We start from the raw sequence: 15,709 nt of genomic DNA, 5'->3' as shown, positions 1-15,709 counted from the left end.
CCCTGGCAAATGCGCCGATTGGCTCGGCTTTTGATCGTACAGTGATGGCGGCAGCGTAAGGGAAGCTTGACCCGAGCAGCAAGCTTCGCCGCGGCAAGCCACAGCGCTTACACTGCGCCCAGTTATCCGGAGCGCCCCCATGAGCCTGTTCATCACCATTGCGATCGTCCACATCATCGCCCTGATGAGTCCGGGGCCGGATTTCTTCTTTGTCTCGCAGACGGCGGTCAGCCGTTCACGTCATGAAGCGATGGCCGGCGTAGCCGGCATTACCTTCGGGGTGGCGATGTGGGCGGCGCTGGCGCTGCTGGGCCTGCAGCTGCTGTTGCACAGGTTGATCTGGCTGGAGCGCATGATCGCCGTCGGCGGCGGTCTTTATCTGTGCTGGATGGGCCTGAAGATGCTGCGCGGCGCGCTGGCCAAGCCAGCTCTTGCGCAGGCTGCGGAACCCGTACAGGTGTTTGCCGGTGCGTGGCGTTCGCTGCGCAACGGCCTGTTCACCAATCTGGCCAACCCCAAGGTGGTGATCTATTTCGGCAGCATTTTTTCGGCGTTCGTGGGCGAAGGCGTGTCATCGGCGGCACGTTGGGGCTTGTGGGCGATGGTGGTGGCCGAGACCTTTCTGTGGTTTTCGTTCGTTGCCGGCTGCTTTGCCATGCCGGTGATGCGTCGCGGTTACCTGCGTATCAGCCGCTGGATCGATGGCTGTGCCGGGGCGGTGTTCATGCTGTTCGGCTTGCATCTGATCTTCTCGCGCCGCGCCGCATGACGCTGTGCTGGGATTTCATCCCAGCCTACAGGGCCTGCTCGACCCTTTCGCGAAGCACGGGCAGCAGTTCGGCTTCAAACCATGGATTGCGCTTCAGCCAAAGCTGATTGCGTGGACTGGGATGCGGCAACGGCAAGACGCCATGCGCGAGATGTTCGTGCCATGCCTGCATGGTTTCGGTCAGCGATGCGCCGCGTTGCTCGCCGAGCACACCGGCTTGCGCGTACTGGCCGATGGCCAGCGTCAGTTGCACCTGCTTGAGCAGCGGCAGCAGGGATGGATGCCAGCGCGGCGCACATTCGGGACGGGGCGGCAAATCGCCATTGCGTCCGCTGCCGGGAAAGCAGAAACCCATCGGTACGATGGCGATGCGCGTGGCGTCGTAAAACGTCGCGCGATCCACGCCCAGCCAATGGCGCAGGCGATCGCCGCTGACGTCGTTGAACGGAATACCGGTTGCGTGAACTTTTCGCCCTGGTGCCTGGCTGACGATCAACAGGCGTGACGATGCGCTGGCTTGCAATACAGGCCGTGGTCCATCCTGAAGATGCGTAGCGCACAGCCGGCACGTGCGTATCTCGGCCAGCAACGCGTCAAGAGATGCGGCCCGTTTTTTCACGGCAGTAGCTTGCCCGGATTCAAAATGCCGTCGGGATCAAAGGCGGCTTTTACATTGCGCATAAGTTGTAGTGTGGCCGGTTCCAGCGCCAACGGCATGAATTCGCGCTTCACCAGGCCAATGCCGTGCTCGCCCGAAAGCGTGCCTTGTAGCGAGATCACCAGCGCGAATACGTCTGCGAGGCAGGCGTTCGCGCGTTCGCGTTCTGCCTCGTCGCGCGGCAGCAGGTTGACGTGCAGGTTGCCGTTGCCGGCATGGCCGAAGGTCACGATGAGTACGTCGTGCTTGCGGGACAGTTCGCGGATCCCGTTTACCAGCGGCGGCAAATGGCTTACCGGCACGACCACGTCTTCGTTGATCTTGTTCGGTGAGATGGTGCGCTGGGCAGGCGACAAGGCCTTGCGCGCGGACCAAAGTGCCTGGGTTTCTTCCGCGGTTTGCGCCATGCGCAGCTCTTCCAGCCCTTCGCCACGCGCCGCACGCGCGATGGCGTCGACGGCAGAAGGCAGGGTTTCCGGTTCGCCATCCACCTCGATCATCAGCATGGCGCCGGCGAGCGGCACGTCGCCGCCGCCATGATCGTGCGCCAGTTTCAAGGCGACGTCATCGATGAATTCCAGCGCGCAGGGTGTGACCGGTTGCGCCATGATGCGTGCCACGGCATGCGCGGCGCTGATCACGTCGCGATAGGTGGCGCGCAGCGTGCGCAAGCCGGAGGGTTTGGGGGTGAGCTTGAGCGTGGCTTCGGTGATCAGCGCGAGCGTGCCTTCGGAGCCGATCAGCAAGCGCGTGAGGTCGTAGCCGGTTGCGCCTTTGCTCGTATACGTGCCGCAGCGAAAGCTTTCGCCCGTGCCGGCGACGGCATGCAAGCCCAGGGTGTTCTCGCGTGGGCTGCCGTATTTCACCGTACGCGGTCCGGCCGAATTGCAGGCGAGGTTGCCGCCGATGCTGCACCAGGGCGACGACGTCGGGTCGGGCGGCCAGAAAAAACCATGGGATGCGAGTGCGCGCTGCAGGTCGCCGTTCAATACACCGGGCTCCACCACGGCAAGCCGGTTGTCCGGGTCGATACGCAGGATGCGGTTCATGCGTTCGAAACTCACCACCACGCCACCTTCCACCGGCACGGTGGCGCCGGTGGTGTTGGTGCCGCGTCCGCGTGCGATTACCGGTACGCGATGCTCACGGCAAGCGCGTACCAGCGCTTCGATTTGCACGTGGTCTTGCGCGAACACCACGGCGTCGGGCAATGAATTGCGGCGGGAGTTGTCGTAGGCGTAGGCGATGCGTTCGGCGTCGCGGGTGGAGCAGGCAGCTTCCCCGAAGACAGTATTCAAAGTGTCGAGCAGGGCGGTGGGCAGGGGCATGACGTGCTTCTACTCCGCCTCAAACGCGTTGCGCAACCACGCCATTTTCGCACTGTCGGCCGGCCCGTCGTACGCCACCACATCAAACCGGCAAGCCCGCTGCGCATGCTTGGGGTTGGCAGCCAGCCACAGCTGCGCTGTCTGCACCAGCTTGGCCTGTTTGGCGGCGGTAACGGAGGTGGCAGCATCGCCGAAGCCGGCGCGAATCCGGTGGCGTACTTCGACGAACACCACAGTGTCGCCCTCGCGCATCACCAGATCGAGCTCGCCGTAACGCGTGGTGTAGTTGCGAGCGAGCAGTGTCAGTCCTGCCCGCTCAAGCTCCGTGCATGCGCGCTGTTCGAACGCGCTTCCTGCTGCGCGCATCAGCCACCGGTCGAGGATGTCGCCGGCATCGGCGTACTGCTGGCCGGTGCCGGGGCGCTGCCTGCGGGAGCGGGGGCGCCGGGCGTGTTGTCGATGTCCAGGCTGCCATTGATCGGGCGCGCCACGCCGTCCTGGAACTTCAACCAGGTCAGCATGCGCTTCACATGGCCGAAGGTGTCGACCGTCAGCTGGCCAGTGGCGCCCGGCAGATAACTGCCCGGATGGCTGCGCAGCCAGTCGATGTAGGGCACCAGGTTCCACGCATCCATGCCAAAGGCAAACAACTGCGCCGTGCCGGAGCGGGCGGTCGGTAATTGGGCGGCGATGTTCTGGTAGTCGGGCAGGCCGGACTGTGCATTGAACAGCCAGGGTGCATCGCAGAATTCCACGCCTTCCAGATCGCGATCGGCGGTGGGGTTGTCGCTGCCGCCATAGATATGCGAGGTGGCGAACACCGGCAGGTTGATGCGTTGCACGCGCAGTTGCGGCAGTAGCAGGCGAGCCTGTTCTGTGCGCATGCTGATGAAGATGCCGGCGTCGGCACCGGCGCTGCCTGCATTCAAGGCGTTGATGGCGTCGCCGTAGTTGACACCGTCGGCGGGAAGCTGTGCCTGGCCGGCGATCTGGCCGCCCTTGGCTGCCCATTCGGCCTTGAACGCGGCAGCGGCGCGCTTGGCGAAATCGTCGCCCGAAATAAGCATGTAAGCGTTGTGCAGGCCGCGCTCGATCATGTGGTCGGCCGTTTGCGCACCTTCGTCTTCCGGCATCAGCGCAAATTCGCTCGCGGTGCCAGTGGAGAGCTTGTCGTTTTCCGCGTGATTGAGCGCGAGCACCGGCACCGGCAGCGACGATTGGCCGAGCACACCCGTCACCTCCGTGCGCAGCAGTGGTCCTACCACCATCTGCGCGCCATCGCTGACTGCCTGGTTGTAAGCCTTGATGGCGGTGGCGGCATTGCCGCCGCTGTCGTATACGCGCAACGTCGCGCGTGGCGCGTGCGTATCGGATGATTGGAAATACGCCGCAAAGAAGCCTTCGCGGATCGCCGCACTGACCCCCGCCAAGCCGTCGTTGTTGGGCAGCAGCAGCGCGACATGCGCCGGCATCGTGTAACCCTCGCGCACGCTGGCACCGTTGCCGGCGACCAGCGTGCCGACCGCCTGCTGCAGATTCGGCTGCGCTTGCGCCACAGTCACGCCGAGACGGCCGAGCGCTTCATTCACCCATGGCAGCATGCGGTCGCCTTGCTGCATGGCGGCGGCACGCTGTTTGAGCGGGCCGACGCCGAGCTTGGTCAGCAAGGTCAGCGCCTGGTCGCGGTTCTGCGCGCGATCGGCACCTTGCAGTGTGCTGTCCAGTTGAATGCGGTTGACGGCTGCGCCCCACAGATCGCCGGTGCCGGCGAGGGCGTCCGCACGCAGGATCAGCAGGCGCGAGCGCAGATTGGGCGGCACGCTCAGATCCGGCTGCGTGGTGAGGCTCAGCGCCGCGGCAGGATCGTGCTGATGCAGGGCAATCTCCGCGCGCAGCAGATCCAGGCGCATCGGTTCGTCATCGCTGAGCTTGTCGCGGCGGATGCCTACGACGATCGGGATGGCGCGATCGAGCGCGTTTTCTTCGCGATATGCCTCGGCGGCCAGCAGCTTGTAATGATCGGCGCGGTCAGGCGCTTGTGCGGCCAGCATCAGGTAGGCTTGTGCGGCCTGGTCGAATTGCCCCTGGTTGGCAAGATTGGCGGCGCTCTGCGCGGCGGCGGTTTCGGCCGGCGAGCGCGGCACCACGGAAGGCACACAGGCGCTCAGCAGCAATGAAAACAGCAGTCCTGACGCAACAAGACGACTCGGGCGCATGGGGTTCCTTCTGTCCTGGGCAGCATCGCCGTTGGCAATTGCGCGATCATAGCCGATCGCATCACGGCCTCGCCGCGAAGGGTTTCGGGAAATGAGCAGCAATCAAAAGGGTTGCCTGTGGGTGGTGGCGACACCCATCGGTCATCGTGACGACATCTCCGTACGCGCCATCGAGACCTTGCGCGGTGTTGCGGTGATTGCCGCCGAGGACACCCGGCACAGCCGACCGATGCTGCTTCAACACAATATCGGCACGCCGCTGGTGGCCTTGCACGAACACAACGAGCGTGAAGCGGTGGCCGCCATCGTGCGCCGCCTGGAGCAGGGCGAGTCGGTGGCGTTGATTTCGGACGCCGGTACGCCGCTGATCAGCGATCCCGGCTTTCGCCTGGTGCGCGCGGCGCGCGAAGCCGGTATCCGTTGCATTCCCGTGCCGGGTGCTTGCGCTGCCATTGCGGCGCTATCGGTGGCGGGACTGCCGAGCGATCGCTTCGTGTTCGAAGGTTTTCTTCCCCCCAAGTCGGCCGGACGCCGCAGCCGGCTGGAAGAACTTGCGGGCGATCCACGCACGCTGATTTTTTACGAATCCTCGCACCGCGTCGCTGAAAGCCTTGCCGATATGCGCGACGTGTTCGGGGCGGAGCGCGAAGCCGTGCTGGCGCGCGAGCTTACCAAACTGTTCGAGACCGTAATCGGCGAGCCGCTGAGCCAACTGGCGGCGCGCGTGGCGAACGATCCCAATCAGCAGCGCGGCGAATGCGTGGTGCTGGTCGCCGGTCGTGGGGAGGAGACGGATGCGAAGTTGGCCGAGGGGCAGCGGGTGTTCGGGATTCTGCGCGAGGAACTACCGCCCTCCAAGGCGGCAAAGCTGGCGGCGGCTATTACCGGTGCATCGCGGAAGCAGCTTTACGAAGAAGGGTAAGCGGAGGCCACGTGTACCGCTGCTGGCGCGTGCAGTGCGGCCTGCACTAGCGCCTGAAAAATGCTGCTAAGCGCATTCATGCCAGGGTTGCCGTGCTTGCTCAGCATCCGGTGCAGGGATTTGCTTGGCGTGCCGGTCATCTTGGCCAGGTTTTCGAAGCCGATCAGTCCGTGCGTAAGATCGCGCATCAGCAAGCGGGCCGCTTCGGCCTCGCCGTTGAGCATCATGCTGGCAGCTTCGTCGAGCAGCGCGCACGCGAATTCGGGATCGTTGCTGATGCGATCGGCGATGGTTTCACGATAGTCAACGGTCAGTGTCATGGCTTTCCTCACTTTGTGGCGCGGCCAATTCGTTGTTTCTTGCGCTGCTTGTATTCCTGCACCAAGGCGACGGCGGTTCTGATCTCGGCGGATTGGTCGCCTTTGTCACTGCCGCCGATAAGGACAATCAAGTCTTTGGCTATCCTGATGTACATAGATCCGGATCCCTGGTCCCCAATCGAGTCGCCATTCCACCAGGCCGTTGGCGATCCCTTTCAGGCTGGAGGTATTGCCCGCGGCCATTCGAGCGATTATTGCGGCGATCTTTGCCGCAGCCAGTGGCTTCAGGCGATTGAACCAATCGGCGTAATGATTGCGGCCATCCTTAGCGATGTACTCCCGAACCGTTGGCACGCCCTTTCCATGGTTGGTCAGGTGTCGAATGGTAACGTATGTGCTACTTAAGGTAGCCGCCGAAATGTCCGAATTCTCTGGGCCTCCGGCCTTCCCCGCTCTACAATGCGCGTCGGAGTCGGCCGGACAGTCGCGTCGCGCCTTGTGCGCGTCGAGGAAAGTCCGGGCTCCACAGGGCAGAGTGCCAGGTAACTCCTGGGCGGCGTGAGCCGACGGCCAGTGCAACAGAAAGCAAACCGCCGATGGCCTCCAAAGGGCACAGGTAAGGGTGAAATGGTGCGGTAAGAGCGCACCGCGCGCGGGGCTAACGCCGCGTGGCTCGGTAAACCCCACTCGGAGCAAGACCAAATAGGGGAACGATAACGCGGCCCGCGTTGTTCCCGGGTAGGTTGCTGGAGCCAGGTGGCGACGCCTGGCCTAGAGGAATGACTGTCGCGCCGCAAGGCGAACAGAACCCGGCTTATAGGCCGACTCCACCTTTTTCACTGTAGGCCGCGTTGCCCCGCTGATGTCGGGGCAGCGCGATGGCGCGGGTGTTTTGGGGCATGAACGAGCGGTTCATGCGAAGCCCTTGTTGGCGCTAGGAAAACACGCATACAGAAGCGGCCGTTCGGAACAGAAAACCCATCATGATCAAGCACCTCGGAACGCTTCCTCGAAATGGCTGGAAATTTCGCCACACTGTTGCCTTTCTCCTTGATTCACAAGCAAAAGTTTCTTGACAGTCTCAAGGGGCGAGACTATCGTGGGACCCTGTGTGAAATCGTGGGATTTCGTGGGAGTTCCTGAGGGCCGTGTTCCAGGGCGAAACCGCCATCACTGTCGATGACAAGGGCCGGCTGGCTATCCCGACTGCGTATCGGGAGCTGGTGACGGGCGCTTGCGCCAATCGGCTGGTGATCACCTACAACCCGTTCGAGTCGGGCTGCCTCTGGCTGTTCCCGCACGCCGAGTGGGAGCGGGTGCGCGACCAGGTGAACGCCCTGCCGAACGTGAAAGCCGTGCACCGCGCCTTGCAGATGAAGCTGGTCGGTGCGGCGGCGATGGTGGAGCCGGATGGCGCGATGCGCGTCCTGCTGCCGGCCAGCCAGCGCACGGCGGCGGGCATCGAGAAAAAGGCGGTTCTGCTGGGCATGGGCAACAAGTTCGAGCTGTGGAGCGAACAGGCCCACCTGGCCAAGATCCGCCAGACCATCGGCGAAGACGAAATCAGCGACGACATGGCGGACCTGCGGCTCTGACCATGACGGTCAGGCGCAGACAGGCACAAACAAGAGCGGGGGTGCGGCGGCATGGCTGAGCGTCAGCACATCCCGGTGATGCTGGATGAAGCAGTGGAGGGACTCGCCGTGCGGGCAGGCGGGCGTTATCTCGATGGCACGTTTGGACGCGGCGGTCACGCCCGCGCCGTGTTGTCGCGCCTCGGGCCCGAAGGCCGCCTGTTGCTGATGGACCGCGATCCGCAGGCGATCGCCACGGCACAGCAGGCATTTGCCGCCGATCCGCGCGTCTCGATCCGCCACGCGAATTTCTCCACGCTGGCCGAATGGGACGAAACGGCCCAGGGTCTCGATGGCGTGCTGCTCGACCTGGGCGTGTCCTCGCCACAGCTGGATGAAGCCGCCCGCGGCTTCAGCTTCATGGCCGACGGCCCGCTCGACATGCGCATGGATCCGACCCAAGGCGAAAGTGCGGCGGATTTTCTCGCCCGCGCCGATGAGCGCGAGATCGCCGATGTGTTGTGGGTTTACGGCGAAGAGCGTTTCAGCCGCAAGATCGCGCGCGCCATCGTCGAGCATCGCCAAGCGTCGCCCATCGCTCGCACCGGTGAACTTGCTGCCCTGGTGGAGCGGGCGATCGGCCGCCGCGAACCGGGCAAGCATCCAGCCACGCGTACCTTCCAGGCGCTGCGCATCCGCGTGAACGGTGAGCTCGAAGCGGTGGAGCGCGGACTGGAGGCGGCGCTGGAACGGCTCAAGCCGGGCGGTCGCCTGGCGGTGATCAGTTTCCACTCGCTGGAAGATCGCCGGGTGAAGCAGTTCATCCGCGATCATTCCGGCCGTGTGCAAGGCAGTCGCCGCGGGCCGCCGGTGGCGGCAGCGCCAGCGCGGCTGGCGGCGGTGGGCAAGGCGCAGTTTCCGACGGCAGCCGAACAGGCCGCCAATCCGCGTGCACGCTCGGCCGTGCTGCGCGTGGCGGAGAAGCTTGCATGAGGGCCGTCGGCATCTTCAGCTTGCTGATCCTGCTGGCCGCGGTGATGGTGAGCGCGATTGCCGTGGTGTGGACGCGTCACCAAAGCCGCACGCTGTTCGTGCAGCTTTCTCAGTTGCAACGCGAACGCGATGCACTGAACATCGAATACGGCCAGCTCGAACTGGAACAGGCGACCTGGGCCGAGCCGCGCCGCATCGATTCCGAGGCACGCACCAAGCTCGGCATGTTCGCGCCACGTCCGCAGGACGTACAGCTGGTGCGGCAATGAACCGGCTGCCGCCCACTCCATCCCAGGCCGCCTCCCGCCGTAAGGGCGCGGCCCCCAGCGCGCGCAAGCGCATGCTGCTGGTCATCAGCATTCTTGGTCTTGCCTCGGCCGGACTGGTGGTGCGCGCCTTCGATCTACAGGTGGTGCGCAAGCAGTTCTATCAGGACCAGGGCGACGCGCGCTTCCTGCGCGTGGTGCCGATCGCCGTATCGCGCGGCACCATCTTCGATCGCAACGGTGAGCCGCTGGCGGTGTCCACGCCGATGGTGTCCATCACCTGCGTGCCGTCGGAAGTGCTCGACAACGCCGATCGCATTCCTGCCTTGGCGCAAGCCTTGGGCACCACGGCGGATGACTTGAAGTCGTACCTGGAGCAGCGCGCCGATCGCGACTTTGCCTATCTGCGCCGGCAGATGAGTCCGGAAGCGGCGCAGGCCGTGCTCGCGCTGAGCGTTCCCGGCGTGAATGGCCAGCGCGAATACAAGCGCTATTACCCGTCGGGCGAAGTGACCGCACACGTACTCGGCTTCACCAATATCGATGACCACGGTCAGGAAGGCCTAGAGCTCGCCTTCGACAACTGGCTGGCCGGCAAGCCGGGTGCCAAGCGCGTGATCCGCGACCGCATGGGCCGCATCGTGGAAGATGTGGAACAGGTGCATGCGCCGCAGCCTGGGCAGAACCTTACGCTCAGTATCGATCGTCGCATCCAGTTCCTTGCGTATAGCGAACTGAAAAAGCAATTGGACGATCTGGACGCCGATTCCGGTGAAATGGTGATCCTGGATATCCACACCGGCGAGATTCTCGCCATGGTGAGCCTGCCCACTTACAACCCCAATGCCGTCACCGGCAGTCCGGCCGCCGCGCGTCGCAACCGTACCGTGACTGACGTGGTCGAGCCCGGCTCGACCATGAAGACGTTCACCATGGCGGCGGCGCTTTCCAGCGGCAAGTACACGCCCACTTCGCCCATGATCGATACCGGCAATGGCCACTGGTACTTCATGGGCAAGGACATCCGCGACGTGGAGTCCGGCGGCAACGGTTTGCTAACGCCCACCGGCGTGCTCACCAAATCCAGCAACATCGGTGCGGCCAAGATCGGCTTGTCGCTGGACACCAAGTTCCTCTACGACACCTATCGCGCGTTCGGCTTCGGCGAAAGCACGGGCAGCGGTTTTCCGGGGGAGTCGGCCGGTCTTCTGCGGCCCGGCCGCAGCTGGCGTCCCATCGAAAAAGCCACCATGGCCTATGGCTATGGCCTCAACGTCACGCCGCTGCAGCTGGCTGTGGCCTACGCCACGCTGGCGGACGGCGGCGTGATGCATACGCCCACTTTCATCAAGGGTGGTAGCGATGCGGGCAGGCAGATCATTTCCCCTACCATTGCGCGCGAACTGGTGGACATGCTGGAAACGGTGACCGCGCCGGGCGGTTCGGCTACGCGTGCGCAGATTGCCAACTACATCGTGGCCGGCAAGACCGGCACGGCGCATCTGGTATCGGGTGGTAGTTATGCCAAGAACAGCTACAACTCGCTGTTCGCCGGCATCGTACCTGCTACGGATCCGCGCCTGGTCGGTGTGGTGGTCATCAATAACCCCAAGAAAAACGCGTACTACGGCGGCGTGGTTTCAGCGCCGGTATTCCAGAGCGTGATGACCGGCGCGCTGCGCCTGCTGGACGTGCCGCCCGACAACATCGGGCGCTGGTATGTCGGTGGCCCGCTGCAAGCCGGCGGCGGATTGGCCGGCACCGCGCCACCGCAGAACCCGCAGGACGATCAATCCGCCGTGGAGGCCGTCGAACCGTGAGCGGCCAGCGCCTCGATCATCTGTTGCAAGGCATCGCCGAAACGAAGGCCGTAGGGCCTATCGTGATTTGCGGGCTTGCCCTTGATTCGCGCAAGGTGCGGCGCGGTGATGCGTTCTTCGCCCTGCGCGGCACGCGCGGGCATGGCATCGATTTCGCACACGGCGCCGTGCAGCGCGGTGCCAGCGTGGTGCTGGCCGAGGCGCCGGCACCGGCCGAGCTGGAAGATCCGGGCGTACCGGTATTGTGGATCGACGGCTTGCACGCGTTCGTCGGCGAGATCGCGTCACGCTTCTTCGGCCGGCCTTCGGAAGCGATGCGCGTGATGGGTGTCACCGGCACCAACGGCAAGACCTCCACGGTGCAATTGCTGGCACAGGCGCTGGAACATCTTGGCCATCGCGCCGCCACCATCGGCACGCTGGGTGCTGGCCTGCATGGACAATTGCGCGAAGGCGAACGCACCACGCCGGATGCGATTGCCGTGCAGCAACTGTTGGCTGAGTTCCGCCGCGACGGTGCTTCGCACGTAGCGATGGAAGTGTCTTCGCATGCGCTCGAGCAGGGGCGCGTCGCGGCGACCGCGTTTGAACTGGCCGCGTTCACCAATCTTACGCGCGATCATCTCGACTACCACGGCAGCATGGAAGCCTATGGCGCTGCCAAGGCCAGGTTGTTCATGTGGCCAGGGCTCAAGGCCGCCGCGATCAACATTGATGATGCCTTTGGCCGCGAACTGGCCCACAAGCTGCCGGCCGGCGTGCGTGCGTGGCGTTTGAGCAGTGCGGGTGATCAACAGGCCGACATTGTGGCGAGCGACATCGTTACATCTGCCGAAGGTGTGGCGTTCATCGTGAGCACGCCCTGGGGTGAAAAACAGATTCACAGTCGTCTGCTCGGCCGCTTCAATGTGGCGAACCTGTTGACGGTGATCGGCTGCCTTGCCGCGTTGGGTGAATCCTTCGCGCGCATCGTCGGCGCGGTCGAGGCGCTGGAGCCCGTGAACGGCCGCATGAATCGCATCGGTGGCCTGCATGGTCTGCCGCTGGTGGTGGTCGATTACGCCCACACGCCGGATGCGCTGGAGCAGGCGCTCAAGGCGCTGCGCGCGCATTGCAGCGCGCGGCTGATTTGCGTGTTTGGTTGTGGTGGCGAACGCGATGCGGGCAAGCGCCCGCAGATGGGCGAGATCGCCGAGCGCGTGGCCGATGTCGCCATCGTCACCGACGACAACCCGCGTGGCGAAGATGGTGATGCGATCGTCGCGCAGATTCTGGCCGGCATGACGCGGCCGCAGGCTGCCATCGTGCAGCGCGATCGCGAAGCCGCGATTCGTTCGGCGCTGAAGATGGCGCGTACTGGAGATGTGGTGTTGATTGCCGGCAAAGGCCACGAAACCTACCAGGAGGGCGCAGGCGGCAAGCGTGCGTTTGACGATATGGCGATAGCGCGCATCGCGTTGGAGACACACGCATGATGCGCTTGAGCGCCATTGCCATGTGGACACACGGGCACATGCACGGCACCGACGCTGAAGTGACCGGCGTCGCTATCGATTCGCGCAAGGTAAAGCCGGGCGATCTGTTCGTCGCGTTCAAGGGCGAGCGCGTGGACGGCCACGACTACCTTGCCGATGCGAAAGCGCGCGGCGCAGCGGGCGCTCTGGTCGAGCACCGAACGGACAGCGATCTGCCGCAGGTGGAGGTGCAGAGTTCCGAACTGGCGCTGGGCGATCTGGCCAGCGCAGTGCGCGCGCAGCGCAATGCGCGGGTGATCGGCATTACCGGGTCGAACGGCAAGACCACGGTAAAGATGCTCACCGCGTCGATCCTGTCGCGGCATGGCCGCACGCATGTGAATACCGGCAGCTTCAACAATGAAATCGGCTTGCCGCTTACGCTGCTGTGGATGCCGGAAGACACCGAATACGCCGTGCTCGAAATGGGCGCGGGCAAGCCTGGTGACATCGACTATCTTGCTGCCATCGCACGGCCCGATATCGGCCTTGTGAACCTCATCGCGCCCGCGCATCTTGAGCGGATGGGTACGATCGAGACGGTGGCGGAAACCAAGGGCGCGGTATATCGCGCGTTGCCGGCGGACGGCGTGGCGGTGATCAATGCCGATGATGCGTTCGCCAGCTTCTTCATGGGACTGGCCGGTGGCCGCCGGATCCTGCGTTTTGGCCTGGATCACAAAGCCGACGTCGGCGCGGAGATTCTGGAGCAGCGTGTCGATGGTTCTCATTTTGTGCTAAGCACCCCGCACGGCGATGCCGATGTGCAATTGCCGCTGCCCGGCCGCCACAACATCGCCAACGCGTTGGCTGCGAGCACGATTGCGCTCGCGCTGGACGTGCCGCTTGACACCATCGTAGCGGGGCTGGAGCAGGCCAGTGCCGTCGAAGGCCGCCTGAAGCGCATCGACGTGCCGCACGGCTGGACACTGATCGATGACAGCTACAACGCCAATCCGAGTTCGGTGCATGCGGCGGTCGACACGCTGGCGCTGGCGGCGGGCGAGCGTTGGCTGGTGCTGGGCGACATGGCTGAGCTGGGGGCGGAAGCGCGTGCATCGCATGCCGGCGTAGGCCGTCATGCGCGGGAGCGCGGCATTGATCGGCTGTACGGGGTAGGGCCGTTGAGCGCGGCTGCGGTGGAAGCGTTCGGCGCGGGTGGCCAACATTTTGCCGACAAGGCCGCGTTGGTCGATGCACTGCGCGCCGAACTGCACGCTGGCGTCACCTGCCTGGTGAAGGGCTCGCATTCGTCGGCAATGGAACAGGTCGTGGTTGCGCTCAAGAGCAGTGATTCGAAGGGGGGCGCGCACCATGCTGCTTGAACTGGCCGAATGGTTCGCGCGGCACTTCGCCACGCCGCACCTGTTCCAATACATCACCTTCCGCACGATCATGGCGGCGCTTACCGCCATGGCGATATCGCTGCTGTTCGGTCCCGCGCTGATCCGCAAGCTCGCCGCGCTCAAGGCCGGGCAGGTGGTGCGCAAGGAAGGTCCGCAAACGCATCTTTCGAAAGCCGGTACGCCCACCATGGGCGGCGTGATGATCCTGCTCGCGGTGGCTATCGCCACCTTGCTGTGGGTGGACCTGAGCAACCGCTACGTGTGGCTGGTGCTGCTGGTGCTGATCTGCTACGGCGCGATCGGTTTCTACGACGACTACCGCAAGCTGGTATTGAAAGACAGCCGCGGTCTCGCCTCGCGCTGGAAGTATTTCTGGCAGTCGGTGTTCGGTATCGGCGCCGCATGGTTTCTGTTCCACACCGCCAATATCCCGGCGGAGACGGCGTTGTACGTGCCGGTGTTCAAGCACGTGGCGGTACCGCTAGGCGCCTTTTTCGTGGTGCTCGCCTATTTCATGATCGTGGGCTTTTCCAATGCGGTGAATCTCACCGACGGTCTCGATGGCCTGGCGATCATGCCGACTGTGCTGGTGTCGGGTGCGCTGGGTATCTTCGCGTATCTGGCTGGTAACCGTGTGTTCTCCGAGTACCTGGGCATTCCCTCGATTCCCGGCGCCGGCGAGCTGGCCGTTTTTTGTGGCGCCCTGGCCGGTTCGGGTTTGGGATTCCTGTGGTTCAACACCTACCCCGCACAGGTGTTCATGGGTGATGTCGGCGCGTTGGCGATTGGCGCGGCGCTGGCGGCCATTGCGGTGATCGTGCGGCAGGAAATCGTGCTGCTGATCATGGGCGGCGTGTTCGTGATGGAAACGGTGTCGGTGATGATGCAGGTCGCCAGCTTCAAGATGACCGGCAAGCGCATCTTCCGCATGGCGCCGATCCATCATCACTTCGAATTGAAAGGCTGGCCCGAGCCACGGGTGATCGTGCGGTTCTGGATCATCAGCGTGGTGCTGGTGTTGATCGGTTTGGCGACGTTGAAGGTGCGTTGAGCGATGTTCGGTTTCGACACAACTCAAGCAAAGCGCCGGCAGGGCCCGCGCGGCAAGTTCGACTTGCCGCTGCTGGTGGCCTTGATCGGTCTTGCCTGCGTGGGTGTCGTGATGGTGACATCAAGTTCGATCGCCGTGGCCGACAGCTCGCACTTCGGCGAGTTCTATTATCTGAAGAAACACCTGCTGTTTCTTTCCATCGGTGCGGTGGCCGCCGCCGTTGCCATGCGTACCGAGCTGAAGGAGCTGGAAAAGCAGGCCTTCTTCCTGATGCTGGTGGCTTTCATCATGCTGTTGGCGGTATTCGTGCCGCACTTCGGCATGAAGATCAACGGCGCAAGGCGCTGGCTCAACCTGATCATCACCTCGTTCCAGCCGGTCGAGGCGGTGAAGCTGATCCTGGTGGTGTACCTGGCCAGCTATCTGGTGCGTCACCGCGAAAGCATCGAAACGCGCTTCATGGGCCTGATCAAACCGCTCGCGGTGTCCGGCGTGATGGTGCTGCTGTTGCTGGCGCAGCCCGACTTTGGTTCGGCCACGCTGATTATCGCGGTCACCATTGCGATGGTGTGGCTGGGTGGCGCGCGGCCGATCTTCCTGTTCCTGATGGGCTTGCCGCTAATGCCGCTGCTGGCGATCGCGGCGACCAGCGAAAGTTATCGCATGAAGCGGTTGACCTCGTTCATGAATCCCTGGGCGCATCCGTTTGACGACGGCTTCCAGCTGACGCAGTCGCTGATGGCGATCGGCCGCGGCGAGTGGACCGGCGTGGGTCTGGGTTCGAGCGTGCTGAAATTGTCCTATCTGCCCGAGGCACATACCGACTTCATCTTTGCGGTGATCGGCGAAGAGCTTGGCCTGGTCGGCATCGTTGCGGTGATGAGCCTGTTTGCGCTGGTCGTGTGGCGCGGCCTGTACATCGGCTTGAAGGG

Annotated in this window: 16 protein-coding genes and 1 other RNA gene; 11 read left to right on the top strand and 6 right to left on the bottom strand. The window is 63.9% G+C overall.

Annotated features, from left to right (window positions below):
- The first annotated feature begins 139 nt into the window (after nucleotides 1–139).
- Nucleotides 140–769, top strand: a complete 630-nt coding sequence (gene rhtC, locus VMA74_RS09210) for a threonine export protein RhtC (RefSeq protein ID WP_325366343.1) — start codon at nucleotides 140–142, stop codon at nucleotides 767–769.
- A 25-nt stretch (nucleotides 770–794) separates the two neighbouring features.
- Here rhtC and VMA74_RS09205 read toward each other — a convergent pair whose 3' ends face one another.
- The 4 genes from VMA74_RS09205 to VMA74_RS09190 are packed head-to-tail and all read right to left on the bottom strand — an operon-like array spanning nucleotide 795 to nucleotide 4,971.
- Entirely contained in the window at nucleotides 795–1,388 is a 594-nt protein-coding gene (locus tag VMA74_RS09205; RefSeq protein ID WP_325366342.1) for a uracil-DNA glycosylase family protein, read from the bottom strand.
- Complete coding sequence (locus tag VMA74_RS09200) at nucleotides 1,385–2,755, bottom strand: FAD-binding oxidoreductase (RefSeq protein ID WP_325366341.1); 1,371 nt, start codon at nucleotides 2,753–2,755, stop codon at nucleotides 1,385–1,387. The genes VMA74_RS09205 and VMA74_RS09200 overlap by 4 nt, the downstream gene beginning before the upstream one ends.
- A gap of 9 nt (nucleotides 2,756–2,764) precedes the next feature.
- Entirely contained in the window at nucleotides 2,765–3,121 is a 357-nt protein-coding gene (locus VMA74_RS09195) for a YraN family protein (protein WP_325366340.1), read from the bottom strand.
- Entirely contained in the window at nucleotides 3,121–4,971 is a 1,851-nt protein-coding gene (locus VMA74_RS09190) for a penicillin-binding protein activator (protein ID WP_325366339.1), read from the bottom strand. The genes VMA74_RS09195 and VMA74_RS09190 overlap by 1 nt, the downstream gene beginning before the upstream one ends.
- A 91-nt stretch (nucleotides 4,972–5,062) precedes the next feature.
- Here VMA74_RS09190 and rsmI point away from each other — a divergent pair, with 91 nt between their 5' ends.
- The gene (rsmI, locus tag VMA74_RS09185) at nucleotides 5,063–5,893 is read left to right on the top strand and encodes a 16S rRNA (cytidine(1402)-2'-O)-methyltransferase (protein WP_325366338.1); all 831 of its coding nucleotides are present in this window, start codon (nucleotides 5,063–5,065) and stop codon (nucleotides 5,891–5,893) included.
- Here the strand turns inward: rsmI and VMA74_RS09180 are convergent.
- Together VMA74_RS09180 and VMA74_RS09175 are read right to left on the bottom strand one after the other, a co-directional pair.
- Nucleotides 5,878–6,213 carry a transcriptional regulator gene (locus VMA74_RS09180; protein WP_325366337.1) on the bottom strand — a complete coding sequence of 112 codons (336 nt, stop codon included), beginning with the start codon at nucleotides 6,211–6,213 and terminating at the stop codon, nucleotides 5,878–5,880. The two genes, rsmI and VMA74_RS09180, sit on opposite strands and share 16 nt — an antisense overlap.
- Nucleotides 6,214–6,318: 105 nt before the next feature.
- Complete coding sequence (locus tag VMA74_RS09175; RefSeq protein WP_325366336.1) at nucleotides 6,319–6,567, bottom strand: hypothetical protein; 249 nt, start codon at nucleotides 6,565–6,567, stop codon at nucleotides 6,319–6,321.
- 114 nt (nucleotides 6,568–6,681) lie between these two features.
- Here VMA74_RS09175 and rnpB point away from each other — a divergent pair.
- The 9 genes from rnpB to VMA74_RS09130 form a co-directional block, all read left to right on the top strand.
- Nucleotides 6,682–7,046: RNase P RNA component class A (gene rnpB / locus VMA74_RS09170), an RNA gene on the top strand.
- 306 nt (nucleotides 7,047–7,352) lie between these two features.
- Nucleotides 7,353–7,808 (top strand): division/cell wall cluster transcriptional repressor MraZ, encoded by a 456-nt coding sequence (gene mraZ / locus VMA74_RS09165; protein ID WP_325366344.1) that lies wholly within the window; start codon nucleotides 7,353–7,355, stop codon nucleotides 7,806–7,808.
- A 51-nt stretch (nucleotides 7,809–7,859) separates the two neighbouring features.
- Nucleotides 7,860–8,780: a 16S rRNA (cytosine(1402)-N(4))-methyltransferase RsmH gene (gene rsmH, locus VMA74_RS09160; RefSeq protein WP_325366335.1), complete on the top strand. Its 921-nt coding sequence runs from the start codon at nucleotides 7,860–7,862 to the stop codon at nucleotides 8,778–8,780.
- A complete protein-coding gene (gene ftsL, locus VMA74_RS09155; RefSeq protein WP_325366334.1) occupies nucleotides 8,777–9,049 on the top strand; it encodes a cell division protein FtsL in 273 nt (90 codons plus the stop codon). The genes rsmH and ftsL overlap by 4 nt, the downstream gene beginning before the upstream one ends.
- Nucleotides 9,046–10,866, top strand: coding sequence for a penicillin-binding protein 2 (locus VMA74_RS09150; RefSeq protein WP_325366333.1), 1,821 nt, complete (start codon nucleotides 9,046–9,048; stop codon nucleotides 10,864–10,866). Before ftsL ends, VMA74_RS09150 begins: the two co-directional genes overlap by 4 nt.
- On the top strand, nucleotides 10,863–12,341 hold the full coding sequence (locus tag VMA74_RS09145) for a UDP-N-acetylmuramoyl-L-alanyl-D-glutamate--2,6-diaminopimelate ligase (protein ID WP_325366332.1): 1,479 nt from the start codon (nucleotides 10,863–10,865) through the stop codon (nucleotides 12,339–12,341). The genes VMA74_RS09150 and VMA74_RS09145 overlap by 4 nt, the downstream gene beginning before the upstream one ends.
- Entirely contained in the window at nucleotides 12,338–13,705 is a 1,368-nt protein-coding gene (locus tag VMA74_RS09140; protein WP_325366331.1) for a UDP-N-acetylmuramoyl-tripeptide--D-alanyl-D-alanine ligase, read from the top strand. Before VMA74_RS09145 ends, VMA74_RS09140 begins: the two co-directional genes overlap by 4 nt.
- On the top strand, nucleotides 13,695–14,777 hold the full coding sequence (gene mraY / locus VMA74_RS09135) for a phospho-N-acetylmuramoyl-pentapeptide-transferase (RefSeq protein WP_325366330.1): 1,083 nt from the start codon (nucleotides 13,695–13,697) through the stop codon (nucleotides 14,775–14,777). Before VMA74_RS09140 ends, mraY begins: the two co-directional genes overlap by 11 nt.
- 3 nt (nucleotides 14,778–14,780) lie before the next feature.
- Nucleotides 14,781–15,709, top strand: a 929-nt coding sequence (locus VMA74_RS09130) for a putative peptidoglycan glycosyltransferase FtsW (protein ID WP_325366329.1), incomplete at its 3' end; no start/stop codon positions are given.

Source organism: Dyella sp. (assembly GCF_035508675.1).
Lineage (GTDB): Bacteria > Pseudomonadota > Gammaproteobacteria > Xanthomonadales > Rhodanobacteraceae > Dyella_B.
This window is presented reverse-complemented; position numbering and strand designations above follow the sequence as displayed.